Consider the following 22656-nt stretch of genomic DNA (forward strand, 5'->3'; position numbering starts at 1 on the left):
ATGGGTTGGCGCGCTTGCCTGACACTTTTGGGGGCGATCCCCGATCTTATCAGGTGCATCGGGGCGCCCGCGCCGGCCATTGCAGCCTGCATACAGCTTTATCCAACTGTTTCTTATAGGTATTTTTATTGATTATGGAATTTTGATTGGCACTCCGAACGCCGTTCCAGGCGCATTGATCAGCACGTCCACTCGCATCTATGTGCGAACCCGAGGGGTGACGAACCGGTGCCTACACCGGCCGATCGCCATTGGGGGAACAGCATGATTTCGATGCAGACGATGGCGGACGGTGCGGGACCGGAAGATGGTCGGGGCGCCCGGTCGGCACGTCCGAACGCGGGGCCAGATCGCGGTTTCGCGCGGCTGCGCCGGCGCGCCCGGCTGCTCGCCAGTGCCAGCTTCGCGGCCACGCTCATTCTGGCCATGCCGCGCGCCGAGGCCGATCCGGTCGGCGGTAGTGGCGGTGCCGACCCGTATCGGCCCTCCATGCTCCGTGGCGGTGCCGGCGGCACGCTGGCCGCGCCGAACGCGCCGGCCTTGTCCAATCCGACCACGAGTGCCGCCGGTGGCGGTGGCGGCGGCCCCGGCGGCACCGGCGCCGCCGGCAGCTCAGCGACGAACACCGGGACGGGCGGGAGCGGTGGCGACGGTGGCGCCAACGGCTCGGTTGGCGCGGCGTTGCCGACCGGCGCGGCGGCGACCGGTGGCGCGGGCGGCAACGGCGGCAACGGTACGACCAGCACGGGCGGCTATTTCGGTGGCGCCGGCGGCGGCGGCGCGGGCGGCTTTGGTGCGATCGTCAGCGGCACCGGCGATCTCGGCACGCTCGGGGTCAATGTCGCCGGCGGCAACGGCGGCAACGGCGGCGCGGGTGCGAACGGCACGGAGTTGCAGGGTGCCAACTACGGCGGCTACGGCGGCATCGGCGGCGGCGGTGGCGGCGGCGGCACCGGCCTCAACCTGACCGGCACAGGCGTCACGATCACCATCGGGGCCGGCGTCTCGGCGACCGGTGGCAACGGCGGCAATGGCGGCGCCGCCGGTATCGGCGACTCGCCCAATTCCTGGGCGCGCCCCGGCGCGGCGGGCAATGCCGGCGACGGCATCAGCGCCAACAACGCGACGATCACCGTCAACGGCTCCGTCAGCGGCGGTGCCGGCGGCACGGTTCCCGGCGGCACGAACGGCACCGATGGTGCCGGCATCGTCGGCTCGGGTCTCACCATCAACGTCGGCGCGACCGGCGTCATCACGGGCGGCGGCACACAGGGCCTCGCGCTGAACCTCTCCGGCACCAACACGCTGTCGCTCGCGACCGGCGCCACGGTGACGGGCGGCGTCGCGACCGGCGACGCGCTCACTTTCGATCAGGCCGCCGACGCCAGCCTGTCGAGCGTGATCTCGGGCGCCGGTACGGTGACCAAGCAAGGCACCGGCAAGCTGACCCTGTCCGGCATCAACACCTACACGGGTGCGACCGCCATCAACGCCGGCACGCTCGCGCTTTCCGGCGCGGGCTCGATCGCCTCGTCGGCGTCGGTGACGCTCGCCGGCACCGGCGCATTCGACATTTCGGCGTTGACCGGCAGCGGCACCACGATCACCTCGCTGAGCAGTGCGGCGACCGGCACGTCGGTCGCGCTCGGCGCCAAGGCGCTGACCGTCGGCGACGGCAACGACAAGACCTTCGCCGGCGTGATCAACGGCACCGGCGGTTCGCTCGTGAAGCAGGGCAGCGGCAGCCTCGTCCTGACCGGCGCCAACACCTTCACCGGCGATACCGTCATCAACGCCGGCACGATCGAGATTCGCGGCGGCGTGGCGCTCTCCGACACGACCAAGGTGGTGCTGGCGAATGCCGCCGGCGTCGGCCTCGTCGTGACCAACAATTTCGGCGGTGCCCTGAGCGCGGCCAACACCGAAACGATCGGAAGTCTCTCCGGCGGCGGCGCGAACGGCGGCTTCGTGTCGATCGCCAGCGGGCAAAGCCTCTACATCGCGAACGGCGGCGGCAACACCTTCGGCGGCGTCCTTTCCGGCTCCGGCACCCTGCAACTGCAAGCCGGTACGTTGACGCTGACCGGTGCCAGCACGATCACGGGATCGGTCCTGCCCAGCGGCGGTTCGACCCTGGTGCTCAGCGGTGACGGCTCTCTCGCCGCGGCGCGCGTCCAGTTCGGCGTCGGCAGCACGCTCGACATATCCGGCGTGAACGGCAGCGGGACGTCGGTCAGGACCATCCACGCCAACCCGTCCAACGCACAGATCGTCCTCGGCTCCAAGACGCTGTCGTTCGGGGGCAACCCGGACCCCGACCAGCAGGGCTCCAACTATGCCTTCAACGGCACGATCTCCGGCAGCGGCGGCATCACGCTGACCTCGGGTGGATACCGCCTCCTCGGCGACAACACCTATACGGGCGCGACCACAGTCGACGGCGGAATCCTGTGGCTCATCCCGAGGACGAACACGTCGATCGCGTCGTCGAGCGGGCTCGTCCTCAACGGCTCCGGCGGCCTGTCGCTCGCGCGGGCGGGAAACGCCCTGGTGCCTCAGATCAAGACGCTGACCAGTTCGAGCGCGGACACCTTCGTCGACCTCGGCGCGTTGACCCTGAACCTCACCGCCGCCAACAGCAGCTTCGCCGGCGTCATCTCCGGCGCCGGCGGGTTGAAGCTCTCCGCCGGCACCGAGACGCTGACCGGCGTCAACACCTATACCGGCGCGACCACCATCGACGGCGGCACGCTGGCGCTCTCCGGCTCCGGCTCGATCGCAGCCTCGTCGGGCGTCACGCTGAACGGCACGGCCACGTTCGACATCTCCGGCCGGACCACCAGCACCTCGGTCACCGGCCTCGCCAGCACATCGGCGACGAGCACGGTGAAACTCGGCGCGCTGGCGCTGACCGTCAACGGCACCGGCACCTCGACGCTCGCCGCCAGGGTCACCGGCACCGGCGGCAGCCTCGTCGTCACCGGCGGCACGCTGACGCTGCAGAACGGCGTCAACGATTTTACGGGCGGCATCACGGTGGGATCCGGCGGCACGCTCCGGCTGGAGGCCGACGGCGCGGCCGGCACCGGCACGATCAGCACGACCGGCTCGGTGATCGACTACGCCAACGGCGTCACCATCGGCAACGCGGTGAACGTCGCCTCGAACACGACGCAGTTTCAGGTCGTTACCGGCACGGCGACGCAGGCGGGCGCCATCGGGGAAACAGGCGGGCCCCGACCGATCGAGAAGATCGGCGACGGCGCGCTGATCCTCGCCGGCCCCAACACCTTCACGGGTGATACGACCATCACCGGCGGCGTGCTCGAGGCGCGCAACGGCTCGGCCCTGTCCGATACGGCCAAGGTCACGCTGGCGAACGCCGCCGGCGTGGGCCTGACCGTGACCGACTCCGAGACGATCGGCGCGCTCGCCGGGGGTGGGACGAACCGCGGCACGGTGGCGATCAACACGGGGCAGACGCTGACGCTGACCAACGGCGGCGGCAACGCCTTCGCCGGCACCATCACCGGCCAGGGCGGCCTCGCGCTCCTCGCCGGTACCCAGACGCTGTCGGGCTCCAACGACTATGCCGGCGGCACCAGCATCGCCGCCGGCGCCACGCTGCAGATCGGTGTCAGCGGCGCGCTCGGCACCGGCACTGTGACCTTCACGGGCACAGCGACGCTCGCAGGCCTCGCGGATGCGGGGATCTCCAACCAGATCGACCTCGGCGACGGCGCGGCCGTCACGATCGGCGCTGCGGCGGGCACCAGCCTCACGCTTTCGCCGAACGCCTTCAACCTCAACGGTTCGACGGCGCGCACCCTGCACATCGGCTCGACCGCGGCCGGCCTGACCGGCCGCGTCGTGCTGTCGGCGGCCGCCATTTCGGCCGGCGCGAACCAGTCGATCGCCATCGACGCGGGCACGCTCGTCGTCGGCTCCGATCAGGTCGCCGACAACCTGTCGGGCGTCGCCGCGATCGCTGTCAATACCGGCGCAGCGTTCGACCTCCGGGGCCGGCAGGTCAACGTCAACAACCTGACCGGCGCGGGCACGGTCACCAGCCGCTTCGAGGGCACCGCCGTCCTCCAGCTCAACAATACCGTCGACACGACCTTCTCGGGCCAGATCGTCGATGGCCCCACCCGCGCCTATGTCGCGGTGACCAAGGCCGGCGCCGGCACGATCACGCTCTCGGGCACCAATACCTTCAGCCGCGGCCTGATCATCGGCGGCGGCACCGTTGTGGCGTCGCATGTGACCGGCGGCGTCGTGGACGGCATCGGCTCGGGCGTGCTCACTCTCTCGGGCGGCACTTTCGCGACGGCGCAGACCAGCACCGTGAACAACAGCGTCGTCGTGGACGGCGGCGGCACCGTGGCCGCGGCGACCGGCACGACCCTGACGCTCGCAGGGCTGCTGCAAACCGAGAACGGCGGCCAGACGCTGCATTTCGGCTCGGCCGGCGCCACGGGCACGGTCGTGCTCGGCCAGAGCAGCAACAGCGTCGGCAACGGCACGCGCTTCGCCGTCGATGCCGGCACCTTGCTGATCAGCACCACCACCGCGGCGGCCTTCACACAGGATCCGAACTTCGCCGGCGCGACGGTTGCGGCCGGCGCGACGCTCGCCGTCTCCGGCGGCCTGACGATCGGCGGCGCGAGCACGGCGAGCGGCACGATCCGTAACCTCGGCGGCGACAACCGCCTCTCCGGCACGATGACGCTCTCGGGCGACGCGAGCATCGTCTCGCTCGGCGGCACGCTGACGATCGACACGATCGCCGGCGGCGCGCGCAATCTGTCGATCGCCGGGCCGGGCAACACCTCGATCGGCTCGGCAAGCACCACCGGCGTGCTGACCGTGACGAGCGGGACGACGACGCTGACCGGCACGAACGCGTTCGGCGGCATCGTCAACCGGGCCGGTGCGACCATCGTCAACACCGGCCGAACGACCGACGACCTCGACAACGCCGGCACCTATACGAACAGCGGCACGCAGACGGCGGTGGTCGCCTCGAACACGGGCACGATCACCAACACCGCCGCCGGGACCTGGACCGGCAATGTCGTCTCGAATGCCAGCAGCATCACCAACAACGGCATCTGGAACGGCAACGTTCTCAACAACGCCGGGCAGATCACCAACACCGGCACCTGGAACGGCACGCTGGTCAACACCGCGACCGGGACCTTGATCAACACCGGCACGTGGAACGGCACGATCACCTCGACGTCGCTCAACGTGACCAATTCCGGCACGGTGAACGCCTCCGGCTCGATCGGCGGCCGGGTCGACAACCAGAACGGCGGCGCGTTGAGGGTCTCGTCCGGCGGCGCGACGATCGGCGGCGATCTGAACAACACCGGCACGGCGACCGTGACCGCCGCCGACGGCAACCTGACCGTCAGGGGCACCCTGACCAACGGTTCGACCGCCGGGACCGGCATCCAGGTGGCGGCCGATCGGACGCTGACCGCCGGTGCGATCCAGAACGGCGCCGGCGCCACCACCGCCAGCGCGGGCACGATCATCGCGTCGGTCGCCAACGCCGGCGGAACGATCAACCTCGCCGGCACCGTCACCGGCGCGATCACCAACACGAGCGGCACGATCAACGTCACCGGCACGCTCGGCCACACCGGCGCGCTCGCCAATGCCGGCACACTGAACGTGACCGCCGGCACGTTCACGACCTCCGGCCGGGTGACCAATGGCGGCGCGCTCTCGGTCGCGAGCGGTGCCACGCTGGTCGCCACCGTCGGCGGCATCGCCAACGCGGCCACCGGCACGATCGTCAACGGCGGCACGATCAACGACGACCTCGACAACGCCGGCACGGTGACCAACAACGCCACTTTCAACGCCGTGGTGGCCACCAACACCGGCACGATCACCAATGCGGCGACCGGCACCTGGACCGGCGCCGTCAACTCCAACGCCGGCACGCTCATCAATCAGGGCGCCTGGACCGGCAACGTCGCCGCCAACACGGGCCGGCTGACGAACAGCGGCACCTGGACCGGCACGATCGCCAACGCGGCCGGCGGCACGCTCAACAACGCGGCCTCCGGCCGGATCTCGGGCTCGGTCGGCAATGCCGGCACCTTCACCAACACGGGCCTGCTTTCGGGCGGTCTGGCCAACAGCGGCACCGTTTTCGCCAACGGCGGCTCGATTCTCGGCGCCGTCGCCAACACGAGCGGCAGCTTCACGCTCGCCACGGCGACGACGACGTTCGACAACACCGTTTCGAACGCCGCGCAGTTCACGCTCGCCGCCGGCGGCGGCGCGACCGGCATCACCACCTTCACCAACACCGGCACGACGACCTTCGCGGTCGCCGGCACGCTCGGCGCGACGACCTTCTCGAACACGGCGTCGGGCCTCATCGACGCGAAGACGGCGGGCGGCGCGATCACGGGCTCGCTCGCCAATGCCGGAACGGTCGACATGCGCAACGATGCGGCGACCTATACGACGCTGACGGTCGGCGGCTACACCGGCTCGGGCGCAGCGACGGTGCGCGTCGACATCGACCGCAGCGCCGGGGCGACCGGCACGCGCGCCGATCGGCTGGTCGTCGCCGGGACGGGCTCGTCGGGGACGACGGTGATCAGCTTCGCGGACGTGCCCGGCAAGACGCCGGGCCTGATCGGCACGCCGATCACCGTGGTGACCGACGCGGGTAACGCCACTTATACCGCGAGCGGCCTGACCCCGAGCGGGCTGATCCAATATGCCTTCAACAAGGTCGGCGCCGACTGGCAGGTGTCGTCGTCGCTGGCGCCGAGTTCCTCGGGCGCGATCGCGGCGAGCATGGCCGCGGCGGTGACCTCGATCGCGACCGGCTTCGTCGAGCCGGCCAGCGGCTTCGCCCCGGTGGCACTCGATCCGGTCGAGAGCCAGCTCTCGCTCAGTCTGTGGTCGCGCGCCAAAGCGGGTCGCTACGACATCGCGAGCGAGACCACGACCGGCATGACGTCCGCGTCGCGATTCCGCTCGGCCTTCGACGGCTTCCAGGTCGGCGTCGACGGCTCGGTCACCGACATCCGCGGCTCGGGCTGGACCGCGCATCTCGGCGTGACCGCAGGCGACGTCCGGGTGTTCGCCTCCGATCGCCTGTCGGCCACGACGTCGAAGGCCAATGTCGACGCGCCGTTCTTCGGCCTCTACGGCGCCCTCGTCGGCCACGGCTATTTCTGGGACGCGCAGATCCTGCGCAACTACTACGACATTAAGCTCAGCAACGGTCAGGCCGGCATGACCGACCAGAAGACCGCCGCGCAGGGCTGGTCGTTCCAGTCGACGGCGGGCAAGCAGATCCCGTTCGCCGGAACCTGGTTCGTCGAGCCGTCGGTGAGCCTCAGCTACGTGACCGTGACGGTGGGCACCGTGACGACGCCGGGCGGCGTGACGATCAGCGCGCGCGACCTCGACAGCCTGATCGGTTCGGCGCGGCTGCGCGTCGGCACCAGCTTCGCGGCGACCGAGACGCTGATGGTGCGGCCGTCGGTGCAGGCGTCCATCTGGCGCGAGTTCGCGGGCAATGCGACGGCGCTCGCGAACGGCGCGTGTCTCTCCAATCAGGAGATCACGACGACGCGGGTCGGCACCTTCGGCCAGATCGGCGTCGCGATCGGAGCGGACTCCCGCGATCTCGGCCTCTCCGGCTTCGTCCGCGGCGACCTGCGCTTCGGCGACAAGATCAACGGCGGGTCGGTCACCGCGGGGCTGAGATACCAGTTCTGAGGCCGGCGGTGGACAGGACGCAAGGCCGGTCCGCCTCCGGTCGCGGCGCCCTGCCCGGCGCCGCCGGCACGCCGTGCTTCAGACCGGAGCGGCCTCATCCGGATACAGCAGCGGCTCGATCCGTCACGCCCCCGGCGGCTGCCGGTCGGGCTCGGCCTCGCCGCGCACCAGCCGGCGGATCTCTGCCTTCACGCGCGCGTCGACCGGGTTGTAGACGAGCAGCCCGAGGTCGGGGCGACCATCGACCGCGAAGGCGGAGTATTCCAGTTCGATCGACCCGAGCACCGGGTGATGCAGGTGCTTGACGCCCTCCCCCGGCGCATGGACCTCGTTCTCGCTCCAGAGCCTGGCGAAATGCTCGCTGGTCGCGCTCAGTTCTTCGACCAGATCGGCAATCTCCTTGCCGGCGCCGGCGCGCGCGGCATCGATCCGGAACGCGCCGACCAGGAACCGCGCCACGGCCTCCCAGTCCCGCTGCTTGCTGCGGATCTCCGGGTTGCCAAACACCAGACGCAGGATGTTGCGCCGCTCGGGCGCGAGCGCGGCATAATCGGTGAGCACGATCGTCGCGGCGCGGTTCCAGGCGACGACGTCCCAGGTGGCGGTCTTGATGAAGGCGGGGCAGCCGTCGAGATCGTCCAGCAGGCGTTGCAGCCGGGGGCTGACACCCTGGCCCGGCCGGTAGCGCGGCTCCGGCGGCCGCCCGAGCCCGAGCATGAACAGGTGCTCGCGCTCCAGATCGGTCAGCATCAGGCCGGTCGCGATCCGATCCAGAACATCGGCGGAGGGCGCCGCCGCGGCCCTGCTCCAGCCAAGTGTACCACGTGGTACTGATATTGGCGCGCTGCGCGACCTCCTCCCGGCGCAGGCCCGGCGTTCGGCGTCGGCCCGCGAAGCCGAAGGCGGCCGGATCGAGCCGCAGGCGGCGATCCCTCAGGAAGCCGGCGAGCGTATGGGTCTGATCGGTCGCCATCGGTGAACCGGAGTTTGAGGGGCGATCCTGGAACGAATTATAGCAGGATAAGATCACTACTTTAATAGTGTAACGCACCGTCGCACAGTCGGGAAGTCACAGCTTTCCATGAGGATTTCCCATGCGCATTTTCCTGACCGGCGCCACCGGCTTCATCGGCTCGGCCGTGGTGACAGAACTCCTGAACACCGGCCACGAGGTCATCGGCATGACCCGGTCGGACGCCGGCGCCGCAGCCTTGACCGCCGCGGGCGCCGAGCCCTATCGCGCCACGCTCGAAGACCCGGACGGCATCCGGGCCGGCGCCGAGGCGGCCGACGCCGTCATCCACACCGCCTTCGACCACGACTTCTCCCGCTTCCAGGAGAATTGCGAAAAGGATCGCCGCGTGATCGGCGCGCTCGGCGCCGCGCTCAAGGGATCCGATCGCCCGCTCCTCATCACCTCCGGCGTCGGGATGGGCAGCGCCGGTCCCGGGCAGCTCGCGCGGGAGGACGTCTTCAACGACCACCATCCGAACCCGCGCATCGCTTCCGAACGCGCCGGCCACGCGCTGCTCGACGCCGGCATCAACGTCTCGGTGATGCGGCTGCCGCAGGTACACGACACCCGGCGGCAGGGGCTGATCACGCCGCTGATCCAGATCTTCCGCGACAAGGGCCTCGCGGCTTATGTCGGGGACGGCAGCAATCGCTGGTCGGCCGCGCATGTGCGCGACGTCGCCGTGCTCTACCGGCTGGCGATCGAGCACGCCCAGCCGGGCGTACGCTGGAATGCCGTCACCGAGGAGGGCGTCGAGACCCGCCGGATCGTCGAGACGGTGGCACGCGGGCTCGGCATCCCGGCCGTGTCGGTCACGCCGGAGGCCGCGGCCGAACATCTCGGATGGATGGCGATGTTCGCGGCGATGGACCTGCCGGCGTCGAGCGAGCAGACGCGCGCCACACTCGGCTGGCGGCCGACGGGCCCGTCCCTGCTGGCCGACCTCGACGCGATGGACTATCGCACGACCGCCGCGGCCGAGTGACGAGCGCAAGGCGGGGCGGCCTCAGCCGGGCGCCCCGCCCTCCGGCACCAGGTGCGCATAGCGCCCGTCGAAGAAGACCAGCGGCGCCGCCCGACGCGCTTCGGTCCGGACCACCGCGCCGACGAAGATCGTATGGGTGCCGGCCTCGTGGGCGTCGTGGAGCACGCACTCAATCGTGGTACCGACGTCGTCGAGGACCGGGCAGCCGGTGACGCCCGGCCGGTGAGCGGCGATATCCGCCGCCTTGCCCGAGCCGGTCGCGAACCGCGCGGCGAGCTCGACCTGATCCTCGCGGAGCAGATTGAGCGCGAAGACGCCGGTTCGGCAGATCGTCGCGTGGGTGTTGCTCGCACGATTGAGCGTCGCGAGCACCAGCGGCGGCGCGGTGCTGACGCTGCAGATCGCCGTCGCGGTCATGCCCGCGAACACCTCGCGATCCCCGCTCGTCACCACCGCGACGCCGCCGGCGAGCCCGCGCATCGCCTGCCGGAAGCACGCTTCGTCGACGGCCGCGAACGGAACGATCGCGGCGGAAGCCTCCGAAACATCGGTCATGGCGTCGTCTCCTGCGACAGGACCCGGCTCGTCTTCGGCAGTTCTTCCGCGGGCGCCGGCCCCGAACCCGGTGCCGCGGGCACGGGGGCGCAGTCGGCCTCGCAGCCCGGCGACGCGGTATCGACCGCGACCACGACCGACAGGCCCGAGGCGAGACGCTCAGTGCGGCCGTCGAGGCCGAGCAGTTCCAGACGGACCGGGATCCGCTGCACCACCTTGGTGAAGTTGCCGGTCGCGTTCTCAGGCGGCAGCAGGCTGAATTCCGAGCCGGTCGCGGGTGCGAAACTCTCGACACGGGCGGCGAGATCGAGGCCGGGAAAGGCATCGACCGTGATCCGCGCCGCCTGGCCGGGCCGCATGCGGGCGAGCTGCGTTTCCTTGAAATTGGCGACCACATAGGGCCGTCGCGGCACGAGCGTCAGCAGCGACAGGCCCGGTCGCACATATTGCCCGGTTCGCGCGGCCATGTTGCCGACCACGCCATCGAAGGGCGCGACGAGACGCGTGTCGTCGAGATCGGCGCGCACCAGCGCGACCGCGGCCTCGGCTTCGTCGAGTTCGGCGAGCGACTGCGCGAGCCGCGCCTCGGCCTTCAGGCGATCGGCTTCGAATATCGCCAATCGCTGCTCGTCGGCGGCGACCTGCGCGGCGGCGCGGCGGCGCTCGGCGTCGGCCTTCAGGTGATCCGAGGTCGCACTCTCGAGCCGCTGCGCCGTCGAGGCGTTGGTCGCGGTCAGCGAGCGATAGCGCTCATAGTCGAGCCGCGCCCGTTCAGCCTCCGCGATCGCGGCGGCTTCGCTCGCGCGCGCCTGCTCGATGATGCTCCCCTGGAGCGCGCGCTGCGCCTCGATCGACGCCAATGTGGCGCGATCGCCGTCGACCTGGGCGCGCTTGGCCTGCCGTGTCGCCACGGCCTGCTCGACACGGGCCCGGAAGCGGGTCTCGTCCACGCGCGCGAGGACGTCGCCCTTGGCGACCGGCTGGTTCTCGCGCACCCGGATCTCGGTCAGATGGCCCTCGATGCGCGGCGCGACCACGATCGCATCGGCGCGGAGATACGCGTTGTCGGTCACCTGGATCGCCCCGCCCGAGGCCCAGAGCCAGCCGGCAACGGCCGCAGCGCCGACGCCGGCGACCGCCACGACCCCGCCGAACGCACCGCGCCACGTCATCCCGCCCTCCTCAGGTCGTCGGCCCGCGCCTCGATCGCGGCGGCGACCGCCGCGATATGGGGCGGACGCAGCAGCGAGACATGATCGCCCGGCAGCGTCACGGTCGATCCGGCGCCGGCGAGCGCCGCCCAGTCGGGGAAGAGCCGTCCCATCGCGGCCGGATCCGGCCCGTCGGCGGCCCGGATCAGCGTCATCGGCACCGGCGTCGATATCGCCTGCGGACGGTAGGCGGCCCAGGCCTGCATGTTGCGGGCGAAGGTGCCGTAGAGCGCCACGAGATCCGCCGCGCGAAGCCGCGGATGGCGCTGGACCAACGCCGCGAAGTCGCCGACCGGCGGTGCGACCGCCTCGAGCGTCTCCGCGCCGATCACGTCGGCGGCGAGGACATGAGCAAAGGCCGCCCAGACCTCATCGGAGGAGAAGCCGTCACCCGGGCCACGGATGGGCAGGCACGCGTCGATCAGCGCGACCGCGCGCGGCGGCCGTCCCCGGTCGATCAGCTGCCGCGCGGCCTCGTAGGCGACGACGCCGCCGAACGACCAGCCGATCAACCGCGCATCGCCCTCCGGTGCCAGCCGTTCGATCTCGTCGGCCCAATCGCGACCGAGCGTTTCGACGTCGGCGGGCGCATCGTCGCGCAGACCGTTCAGGCCATGGACCGGACCGGACAGGCCGAGCGCATCGACCAGCGGACCGTAGACACCGAGCCCGCCGCCGATCGCATGGAACAGCACGAGCGGCGCGCCCGTTCCGGGCCTCAGCAGTACCGAGCGGCCCTGCCCGCTGGCCGGCGAGGACGGGGTTTCCAGCCGTCCGCTTCGGCTGCCGAGACGTTCCGCGAGTGCCGCGACCGTCGGCGCCTCGAACAGGTCGCGCATGACCAGTTCGACACCGAGCGCCTCGCGCACGCCGATCACCACCCGCATCACCAGCAGCGAATGGCCGCCGAGCGCGAAGAAGTCGTCATCCGCGCCGACATCGGCAACGCCGAGCACCTTCGACCAGATCGCCGCGAGTGCGGTCTCGGTCGGTCCGGTCGGCGCCCGCCGGCTGTCCGGGCCGCGCGCCCGGCCCTGCCGCGCCGTATCAGGAGACGGCAGCGCGGCCCGATCGATCTTGCCGTTCGGCGTGAGCGGCAGTTTGGGCAGCACCACGATATCCGGAGGCACCATGTGCTCGGGCAGGCTCTCGCGCAGCCGCGTCGCGAGGCGGCCGGCGAGGCCGCCGTCGCCCTCGGGCCGGCGCAGGTCGGCGGCATAGGCGGCCGCGTTGCGCAGCACCGCCGGCCGGCCGAGCGCGAGACTGGCCGGATCGACGCGCTCGGGATCGTAGAACGCGCCGTCGATCGTCCCGGCCGGGGCATCCGCCGCCCAGGCCGCGACGAAGCGGTAGCCGTGGCGCTCGGCAAGCGCGCTCGCCGCCACCGGATCGAGGCTGCCGCCGGTCTCGTCGACGGCGATCCGGATCGCTTCGACGGCGATGTCCCCGTCGGCGCCGTCGAGCGCCGCGGCCCAGGCGAGATCGCGCGTCAGGCGGGCGTTGCCGATGCCGCGCAGCACGAGCGCCGGCGGGCGGTCGGCAACGAGCCGGGCCGCGATCGTCCCGAGGGCGACATCGCCGGTCCAGTCAACGACGCCGTCCGGGGCCGTCGTGCGATCGCCCTCGACGCGCAGCACGACGTCGTAGCGATAGCGCGTCAGCTCGTTGTCCGTGCCGGCCGCCTTGAGGCGGATCTCGACGCCCGAGAGCCGCGGGTATCGTTCCGCCAGCGCAAAGAAGAAGCCGGGGTCGAGCGTGAGCTCCGCTTCCGCGGCCTCAGCCCGCCGGGCGCGCTCGCGCGCGTCCCGGACGCTGTCGTCCGCCGACGCACGCGAGACTTCGGCCGCTCGGATCTGCACCGGCAACAGGCTGCGCGGCCGGACATCGCCGACGAAGATCGCCCCACCGCCGGGTGCCATGGCGACGGCACGGGCGAGCACGGTCTCGAGATGGTCGGCGTCCGGGAAATACTGGACCACGGAGTTGAGCAAGACGAGGTCGAACGCCCCTCCTCCGCATCCCAGTAGTCGGCCGCCTCGCGGCGAGCCAACCGGACATGGCCGAGCCCCGGCCGGCGGCGGATCCAGCGGGCGAGCCGCGCGATTGCGGTCGGCGAGACGTCGGCGCCGCAATAGACGTCAACCTTCGGCGCCAACCGATCGAGCAGCAGCCCGAGGCCGCAGCCGATTTCGAGCAGGTGCTTCGGCCGAAGCGCCTCGATGCGGGCGCAGGTCTCGTCGAGCCAGACCCGCATCTCCGCCTCCGGGATCGCCTCGCCGGTGAACCGGGTGGTCCAGCCGGCGAAGCCCGGCGCGGCATCGTCGCCGGCTTCGCGATAGGTGCCGTCCCAGACGTCGCGCCAGGCCTCGATCCGGTCCGCGTCGTCCGCCGCCGGCGCTTCGGCCGAGGCGGTGTCCGCCACGACATAGGCCGCAAGCCGCCGGTCGCCGGGGCCAACGTCGCGCGCGACGACCACCGCCTCCCGGACCGCGGCGTCGTCGCGGAGCGCCGTCTCGATCTCGCCGAGCTCGATGCGGTGGCCGCGGATCTTCACCTGATGGTCGAGACGGCCGAGGTACTCGATCTCGCCATCCGGCCGCGCGCGGACGAGATCGCCGGTGCGGTAGAGGCGCGCGCCGTGCGGGCCGAACGGATCGGGCGGGAACCGCACCGCCGTTAAGTCGTCACGGCCGAGATAGCCGAGCGCGAGCCCGGCGCCGGTGATCGCCAGTTCGCCCGGCGCCCAGGGCGGCAGCAGCCGGCCGCGGCGATCGAGCACATAGAGCTGCGTGTTGTCGATCGGCCGGCCGATCGAGCCGCCGCGCCACTCCGGCGACAGCTTCAGCGCCGTCGACCAGATTGTCGTTTCGGTCGGGCCATAGAGGTTCCAGGCCGTTGCGCCATCGGCGGTCAGAGCCTGCGCGAGATCGGGCGTCAGCGCCTCGCCGCCGCAGAGCGCGGTGAGCCCCGGCCGCGCCTGCCAGCCGGCCTCGACCAACATCCGCCAGGTCGCAGGCGTCGCCTGCAACACGCTCGCCCCGACCGCGTCGAGGAAGGCGGCGAGCGCCGGGCCCGATGTCGCGGTCGCCCGATCGGCAATCGCGACCGTCGCGCCCGAGGCGAGCGGCAGCCACAGCTCGAGCCCCGCGATGTCGAAGGAGAGCGGCGTCACCGCCGCGAGCACGTCGCCGGCTGAGAGCGGGACACGATCCGCCATCGCCGCGATGAAATTCGACAGCGCGCGATGCGGGATCATCACGCCCTTGGGCCGTCCGGTGGAGCCGGAGGTATAGAGCACATAGGCGAGATCGCGAGCCGGGTCGTCCGCGACCGGGGCTTCGTCCGGCATCTCTGCCGGGGCCGCTTCCGAAAGGTCGTCGACGAAAACCACCGCCGCCGATCCGGCGGGCACGACGTCGGCGAGCCCCGACCGCGTGACGAGCACCCCGGCGCCGGAATCGGCAAACATCATGCCGAGCCGCGCGGCCGGATAGGACGGATCGAGCGGCAGATAGGCGCCACCCGCCTTCCAGACCGCCAGCAGCGCGGCGACTGCATCGAACGAGCGCTCCAGGCAGACACCGACGATCGCGCCCCGGCCCACGCCGGACGCCCGCAGTGCCGCCGCGAGCCGATCCGACCGCCGGCCGAGCTCGGCATAGGAGAAGCGCTCGCCGGCGAAGAGGATGGCCGGAGCATCGGGCGTGCAGGCGGCCTGGTCGCCGATCTGGCGATACGCGGGCGCCAGTCCGTCGAGGGGACGCGCGGGACCGGCGAGCGCCGCGAGCATGCGATCGCGCGCATCGACGCTCATCAGGGCAAGGTCGCCGATCGCGGTTTCCGGTGCGGCGACAGCCGCTTCCAGCAGAGTCTGCAGATTTTCGGCGAGCCGGAGCACCGCGTCGCGGCCGTAGAGATCGAGTGCGTATTCCAGCGTGCCGGTGATCGCGTCCGGCCCTTCCAGCAGATGCAGCATCGCGTCGAACGGCGTCGCGCGGATGCCGGGGTCGACCGGCTCCGCGGTCGCCTCGGGACCGAAAGGAACCGCGCCCGCCGACCCTTGGCGGCGCAGCGTCAGCATGACCTGGAACAGCGGATGCCGCGCCAGATCGCGATCCGGATTCAGCGCTTCGATCAGCCGCTCGAAGCCGATGCCCTGATGGGCATAGGCCCGTTCCGCCGCCGCGCGGACGCGCTGGACCAACGCGGCGAAGCTCGGATCGCCGGCGAGGTCGACGCGCAGCGGCAGCGTATCAGCGAAGAAGCCGACCACGTGCTCGCGGTCGCGGCTGTCCCGACCGGCGATCGCGGTGCCGATCACCACGTCGTCCTGACCCGACAGCCGGGCGATCAGCGTCTGCACCCCGGCGGCGAGCACCATGAACAGCGTCGCGCCGGTCTCGCGGGCGAGGCGCCGCAGCCCGATCACCAGCGGCGCCGGCCAGACAAAGCGGATGGCCTCGCCGCGATGGCTGCGCTTGGCCGGGCGCGGGAATTCGGTCGGAAACGTGCTCTCGGGCGGCGCGCCGGCGAGTTCGGTCCGCCAGTGATCGAGATGCGCCGGGTCGGGGGCGGCATCGGCGCGGATGGCATCGGCGAAAGTCGAGGTGGGCCGCTCGAGCGCCGCGGGGCGATCCTCCAGCGCGGCCCGGTAGAGCTCCGGCAACTCGGCGCCGATCAGGTCCATCGACCAGCCGTCGGTCACGATGTGATGGATCACCAGCACGAACAGAGCCTCGGCCGCATCCAGGCGGATCAGCGTCGCGCGCATGAGCGGCCCGGCCGCGAGATCGAAGGGTTCGGCGACGATCTCGCGCTTGCGCCGCTCGGCCGCGGCTTCGCGCGCGTCCGGTGCGTCGCCGGGCGCCTGCTCGACGCGGAACGACGGCTCGCCCGGCGGGTCGATCACCTGCACCGCCTCCGCGCCGGCCGGCACGATCCGGGTGCGCAAGGCCTCGTGCCGCGCGGCGAGCGCGGCGACCGCGCGCCGCAGCGCGTCGGCATCGATCGTTCCCCTCAGCTGCAGCACGACGGGCACGTGATAGGCCGCGCCGAGGTCTTCCATCTGTTCGACCAGCCAGAGCCGTCGCTGCGCGGCCGACAGCGGCGCGGTCCGACCGGCGGGGGCCGATCCGGCCGGGGCGTCGGCGTTCGATACTTGCGTTTCCGTCCCTGTGAACGGCTCCACCGCGATTGATGCCGGTGCCGGAAAGGCCGCGGCGACCGCCGGTGCGCGCACGCGTCGAAGCCGCGCGATCACCGCCCCGAGCGTCCGATCCTCGAAGAAGTCGCTCGCGGCGAGCCCGAGGTCATGGGCCTCGTTCAGCCGGTTGGCGAGCTGCGCGAAGGTGATGGAATCGAAGCCGTAGGCGACCAGTTCGGCATCATCGGCAATCTGCTCGGGCCGCAGTTTCAGGACCGCCGCGGCGGCGGTCCTGAACACAGCCGACATGGCGGCGGCCGGCGAGACGACCAGGTCCGGGGCGACCCGGCTCGGCGCAGCCTGTGGAATTCGGATCGCCTCGGCGGCGGCGGCTCGCGGCGGCGGCGCATGAGGCGTCGGCCCGGTCCGGGGCTCGGTGAGGACGACCGGCTGCTGCGAAAGGCCCGGCGTGGCGTTCGGCGTGGCGTTCGGGGTCGCCTCGATCCAGTACCGCTCGCGCTCGAACGGATAGGTCGGCAGCCGCACGCGTCGGCGCGGGCCGTCGTGCAGACGCCGCCAGTCGATCGCGATGCCGCGCGTCCAGGCCTCGGCGAGCCGGGCGAGATCGCCGCGCTCGAGCCAACGCTCGACGATGCCGGCGAGATCGTCCTCGTCGACCAGCGCCAGCACGCCGTCGGCCTCGCGTCGGGCTGTGCCTATCCAAAGCTGGCCCGGCGCCTGGCCGCCGTTGATCCAGTCCTCGAGCTGCCGCCGGAACGCCGCGACACTGTCGGCGACCATCGCCAGCCGATGATCCAGCGCTTCGCGGCCGAGCTGGAGCGTGAAGGCAATGTCTGCGAGATCCACCCCGGCGAGATCGTCGCCGCCGAGCGCCGCGACGAGGTCGGCGGCGCGGCGGCGCAACTGATCCTCGGTCCGCGCCGACAGGACCAGCACCTGCGGTCCGGTCGCCACGTCGCGCCGCGCACTGGCCTGCGCCGGCACGAACTCCTCGATCACGACATGCGCATTCGCGCCGCCCGCCCCGAAGGACGAGATGCCGGCGATCCGCGGCTTTTCCCGTCCGTCCGGCCCGATCGGCCGCAGCCAGGGCGCACGCTCGCGCTGGACCACGAAGGGTGTCGCATCGAAGTCGATGTGCGGATTGAGGGTCTCGGCATGGAGCGACGGCGCCAGTTCACCGTGCTTCATCTGCAGCAGCACCTTGGTCAGGCCGGCGATGCCGGCCGCGCTTTCGCAATGACCGATGTTCGATTTCGCCGAGCCGATCGCGCAGAAGCCGCGATCGGGCGTGAAGGCTTCGAAGGCGCGGGCGAGGCCGGCGATCTCGATCGGATCGCCGAGCGCGGTGCCGGTGCCGTGCGCTTCAACGTAACTCAGATCGCGGGCGTCGACGCCGGACGCTCTGAGCGCCTTCTCGATCACGCGGGCCTGCGCCTGCGGGTTGGGCACCGTATAGCCGTTGGTCTTGCCGCCGTGGTTCAGCGCCGTGCCCCTGATGACGCCGTAGATCCGGTCGCCGTCGGACATCGCCCGGTCGAGCGACTTCAAGAGCACCGCGCCGACGCCTTCGCCATCGACGAAGCCGTCGGCCTCTGCTCCGAAGGCGCGCACCTTGTCGCCGGAGGACAGCATCGTCGCTTCGCAGAGGCCGACATAGTGGCGCGGATCGACGATCAGATTGACGCCGCCGGCGAGCGCCGCGGCGATGCCGCCGGCGCGCAGGGCCTCGACGGCGAGATGGATCGCCGTCAGCGACGAGGAACAGGCCGTATCGACCGCGAGGCTCGGACCGGCGAAGTCGAAGACGTAGGAAACCCGGTTGGCGATCGACCAGGCGCGGGCGCCGGTCGGATAATAGGCGTTCATCGCGCCGACGAAGACGCCGACGGCGCGATCGGCATCGAGATCGCGCGGCCGGTAGCCGGCGTCTTCGAGACAGGCATGCGCGATCTCGAGGAACAGCCGCTCCTGCGGATCCATGCGCTCGGCCTCGCGCGGCGAGATGCGGAAGAACAGCGGATCGAACCGGTCGACCCCGTCGATGAAGCCGCCGAAGCGGGCATAGCTGCGCCCTTCCCGGCCGCGCTCCGCATCGAAGTGACGTCGCCAATCCCAGCGCTCGGGCGGGATCTCACGAATGGCGCTCTGTCCCTGTCGCAACAGGCTCCAGAACGCGTCGACCGTGTCGCCCCCCGGATAGCGACCGGCGAGGCCGACGATGGCGACATCGAGCGCCGGACGCGCCTCGCGCGGCGGCCTGCGCCCGAAGCGCGCGGCCGGCACGGGATCGCGCGCCGGACGCGGCAACGGCGCCGCCTCCGCCGGCAAGGCCTCGAAGGCGGCCGGCTCCGGATCGAAGCCGATCTCCTCAGGCACGCCGACGAGGCTGCGCACGGTGTCGGGTTCCGAGCGACACAGGTGATCGGCGAGCGAGACGATCGTGTTGTGCTCGAAGAACAGCGTCGCGCCGACGTTCCGGAACGTCCGGCCGAGATCGCTGGCGAGTTGTACGGTCAGGATCGAATCGACGCCGTAGCTCTCGACCGGCGCCTTCACGTCGATCTCGGAGCGACCGAGGCCGAGCACCGAGCCGAACCGCTCGCGCAGGTGCTCGACCAGGCCGGGGCGCAGATCGACATCGGCGCGCGGCGCTCCGGTGGAAGGGCGCGATCCGGCGGTCGCCCCGCGTTGGGTCGGCGCGGCTGCGGCTTCGACGGGGACGCGTCGCCGAGGTGGCGGGGCCAAGAACGGACGGGCAGGCATCGATCGAGCGGGCACCGGGCGGACGGCCTCCCTGTCGGGCACATCGATGTCGGACCTCTCGATCCGGACGGCGGTCGCCCGGACCGAACCCGCCCGTGCGGCCGGCCGAGGCGCCTCGGCCGGCCTTGTTCCATCGCGGTCCGCCGCGACATCGGCCGGCAGCCGGACCAGGCCGTCGCTCTCGGCGACGATCACCTGCTGCCCGAGCGCGCGGTCCGCGGCCGCCGGACAGATCACCGCGCGAAATCCCTCCGCTTCGAGCGCGATGCGCCAGCTCTCCGGGGTGAGGATCGGACTGCCGGGGATGCGCAGGGCCGCGTCCTCATAGAGCCACCAGCCTTCGAGCAGGCCGAAGGTCGCATGCGCGAAAACCGTGTTGTCGGCGAGTTCGTTGAGGATCAGCACGCCGTTCGGCCGTAGTGCCGCCTTGACGTTGCGCAGCGTGCGGCGGATGTCGCGGGTCGCATGCAGCACGTTGGCGGCGATGGCGATATCGTAGCCCCCGGCCGGCACGCCCTGCGCCGTCACCGGCTTTTCGACATTGACGATCCGGGTCTTCAGATAGGGATGGGCGGCGCCGAAGGTCGCCTCGGCGTGATTCAGGAACGCGCGCGACAGATCGCTGTAGCCGTATTCCTCCACGCGGTCGGGGAAGTCGAGCAGCCGGGCCAGCACGCCCGTGCTGGTGCCGCCGGTGCCGGCGCCGAATTCGATCAGCCGCAGCCGGGCGGCGGGATCGATCGCGAAGCGCGCCTCGAGAAGCGCCGCCACCGTGTCCGCCACCACGGTGTTGAAGCGATCGGCGATCGGATTGTTCTTGTAGACGCCCTCGACCAGATCGAGCGAACCGCCCGGGAACAGCACGTCCGTCGCCCGCCGACGGCCGGCGAGGATTTCCGGCAAGGCCCGGAGTGCTGCCTCGGCGACGTCGACGAGCGGGGCGACCGCCGGATCGGCGCGCCAGACCGGACGCTGGGCCGCCCAGTCCGACCATGTCGGAACCGGCCGGGCCGGCGTCCGCGCGATCCAGGTCTCGCCGTGGCGTTCGACGAGGCCATCGCGATCGAGAAAGGCGAGCGTCGCCTCGAGCCATCGCTCCAGAAAGCCCGAGACGCCGATCGCCCGTGCGATCTCGGCGAGCGAGCCGCCCGCCGCCGGCAGGCCGGCGGTCTGCAACTCGGTCCAGATCAGGCCGAGGATCATGTCCTCGAACACCTGCCGCTCGTCGGCGTGCCGCGCCCGATCATCCATGGCGGGTTCTCCCGAACAGTTCGAGGCCGGCGAGAACCGGCGGTGCTTGATTGGGCAGGGCGATCAGCGTGTCGTCCGTGACGCCATCGACGTCGCGGGTCAGCGCGCGCTCGGTCTTCAGGAACGCGACCTGGCCGACCGGCGCGGCCAGCAGCGTTTCGAGCGCCGCCATGCCCTCCTCGGGCTCGACCGAGCCGAAGCCGTAGCGCCGCATCCGTTCGCGGTGGATGTCGGTCGCGACCACGCCGACCGAGCCCCAGAAGCCCCAGTTGATGATTTTCGCCGGGATGCCCGTCGCGTGCCCGAAGGCATGGGCGAAGGCATCGACGAAGGTGCAGCCGGCGGCGTAGTTCGCTTGGCCCGCGCTCTTGGCGAAGCTCATCATCGAGGAGAAGAAGATCGCCGTTTCCAGCGGTTCGCGGGCGAAGGCGGCGGCCAGATGCACGCTCGCATCGACCTTGGCGGCGAGTGCTGCCCGGAACGTCGCCTCGTCCATGCGGGCGAGGCTCGCGTCCTGCAGCACCAGCGCGGAATGGACGATGCCGGTGACCGGCCCGAGCCGGTCGCGGACCGTGTCGCGCACCCTCTCCATGGCCGCTGGGTCGGTCGCGTCGGCGGCGATGTAGATCGGCGCCGGGCCGACCTTGCCGATGCGCGCGATCACGGCGCGGATCCCGTCGTCCTCGGCGCGCCGGCCGATCCAGGCGACGCGCGCGCCATGGCGGCGGACGACATGTTCCGTCCAGACGGCGCCGATGCCGCCCGCGCCACCGAGCACGACATAGACGCCGTCGTCGCGGTAGACGGGCGCGGTCGGGGCCGCGAACCGGCTCGGCACCAGCGCACGGCGCAGCCAGCCGCCGTCGCGCAGCGCCAGGACGTCGCCGCCCGGATCCTCCGTCGCCCGCAAGGCCGCTGCGACGAGCGCGGCTGCCGACGCATCGCTGCCGGCGCGCGGCAGGTCGAGCACGCGCAGCCGCCAGGCGGGAGAAAACTCCTTGGCGAGCGATCCGAGCAGACCGTGGATCGAGGCGTGGGTCGGGTCGATCGGCTCGTCGCCCCGGGTCGGAGCAGCGGCGACGGTCGTGGTCGTCCAGCCGAACGGCCGCGTCGCATAGCCGAGTGCGATCAGCGCCTTGGCGATCCTGAACCCGCGCAAGACGCCGTCCTCCTGCCCGGTGACGAGACCGGGCGCGGGCCTGCCGTCGCCACCCGGATCGCCGAGCGCCCAGACGAGATGATCGAGCGCGCCGAGATCGCCGATCCGCCGCGCGACCTCCGCCTCATCGGCGCCGGCCGGCAGGATCAACCGCCTCGCATCCGGTAGGGCGTGCGCGAAAGCCTCCGCGATCGGGCCGTCGCCGAGCACCGCGACCGCCTCGTTGGCGGCCGGCCAGGGCCGCTCGCCGGCCGGGGTCGCCGGCTCCCATACCGGCGTCAGCAGAATGGTGCCAGTGCCGGCGGCCGGGATCTCGCTGCGGTTCGCATGGCCCGCGACGGCGGCATCGTCGGTTCCGCGAAGCTCGGTCGCCGCACGACCGGCAAGCCCGCGCAGTGCGGCGAAGATCGTGCCGTCCTCCGCCGCGATGTCGAGGTCGACCTTGCGCACCGCCGGACCGGAGCCCGCCGCGAGACGCACGACGGCGATCGCGCGCTTCGGCAGCGGTCCATGGAGCGTCACTTCGTCGAGCGCGTAAGGCAGCGGTGGCGCGCCGTCGCCGAGGTCGGGATCCAGCGCGAGCGTCGCCTGAAGCGCCGCATCGAAGACGGCGGCTTCGGTCGCGCCGTCGGGAGCTTCGATCTCGGCGACGACGATCCGGTCGTCGCCCGCGCCGCGCACGCGAAGCCGACGCAGCCCGCGCATGCGCGGTCCATAGACGAGGCCGAGCCCGGTGAGGCGGTCGTAGAGGTCGTCGACTGCGATGTCGTGCCAGCCCGCGCCGGTGAG

Annotated in this window: 7 protein-coding genes and 1 pseudogene; 2 read left to right on the plus strand and 6 right to left on the minus strand. The window is 71.6% G+C overall.

Annotated features, from left to right (window positions below; translation table 11 throughout):
* Positions 1-264 precede the first annotated feature (264 nt).
* Entirely contained in the window at positions 265-7761 is a 7497-nt protein-coding gene (locus ABS361_09755) for an autotransporter-associated beta strand repeat-containing protein (protein XBY46468.1), read from the plus strand.
* Positions 7762-7884: 123 nt separating this feature from the next.
* Here the strand turns inward: ABS361_09755 and ABS361_09760 are convergent.
* Positions 7885-8734, minus strand: a pseudogene (locus ABS361_09760) (helix-turn-helix transcriptional regulator).
* A gap of 121 nt (positions 8735-8855) precedes the next feature.
* On the opposite strand from ABS361_09760, the gene ABS361_09765 reads away from it, so the two are divergent.
* Positions 8856-9761, plus strand: coding sequence for an SDR family oxidoreductase (locus tag ABS361_09765; protein ID XBY46469.1), 906 nt, complete (start codon positions 8856-8858; stop codon positions 9759-9761).
* A gap of 21 nt (positions 9762-9782) precedes the next feature.
* Here the strand turns inward: ABS361_09765 and ABS361_09770 are convergent, their stop codons facing one another.
* The 5 genes from ABS361_09770 to ABS361_09790 form a co-directional block, all read right to left on the minus strand.
* Entirely contained in the window at positions 9783-10316 is a 534-nt protein-coding gene (locus ABS361_09770; GenBank protein ID XBY46470.1) for a flavin reductase family protein, read from the minus strand.
* Positions 10313-11488 carry an HlyD family secretion protein gene (locus ABS361_09775; GenBank protein XBY46471.1) on the minus strand — a complete coding sequence of 392 codons (1176 nt, stop codon included), beginning with the start codon at positions 11486-11488 and terminating at the stop codon, positions 10313-10315. The genes ABS361_09770 and ABS361_09775 overlap by 4 nt, the downstream gene beginning before the upstream one ends.
* Positions 11485-12660 (minus strand): thioesterase domain-containing protein, encoded by a 1176-nt coding sequence (locus ABS361_09780; protein XBY46869.1) that lies wholly within the window; start codon positions 12658-12660, stop codon positions 11485-11487. Before ABS361_09780 ends, ABS361_09775 begins: the two co-directional genes overlap by 4 nt.
* 524 nt (positions 12661-13184) lie before the next feature.
* Complete coding sequence (locus ABS361_09785) at positions 13185-20708, minus strand: amino acid adenylation domain-containing protein (protein XBY46472.1); 7524 nt, start codon at positions 20706-20708, stop codon at positions 13185-13187.
* Complete coding sequence (locus ABS361_09790) at positions 20701-22632, minus strand: SDR family oxidoreductase (protein XBY46870.1); 1932 nt, start codon at positions 22630-22632, stop codon at positions 20701-20703. Before ABS361_09790 ends, ABS361_09785 begins: the two co-directional genes overlap by 8 nt.
* Between the last annotated feature and the right edge of the window lie 24 nt (positions 22633-22656).

Source organism: Ancalomicrobiaceae bacterium S20, assembly GCA_040269895.1.
GTDB lineage: Bacteria > Pseudomonadota > Alphaproteobacteria > Rhizobiales > Ancalomicrobiaceae > Methyloraptor > Methyloraptor flagellatus.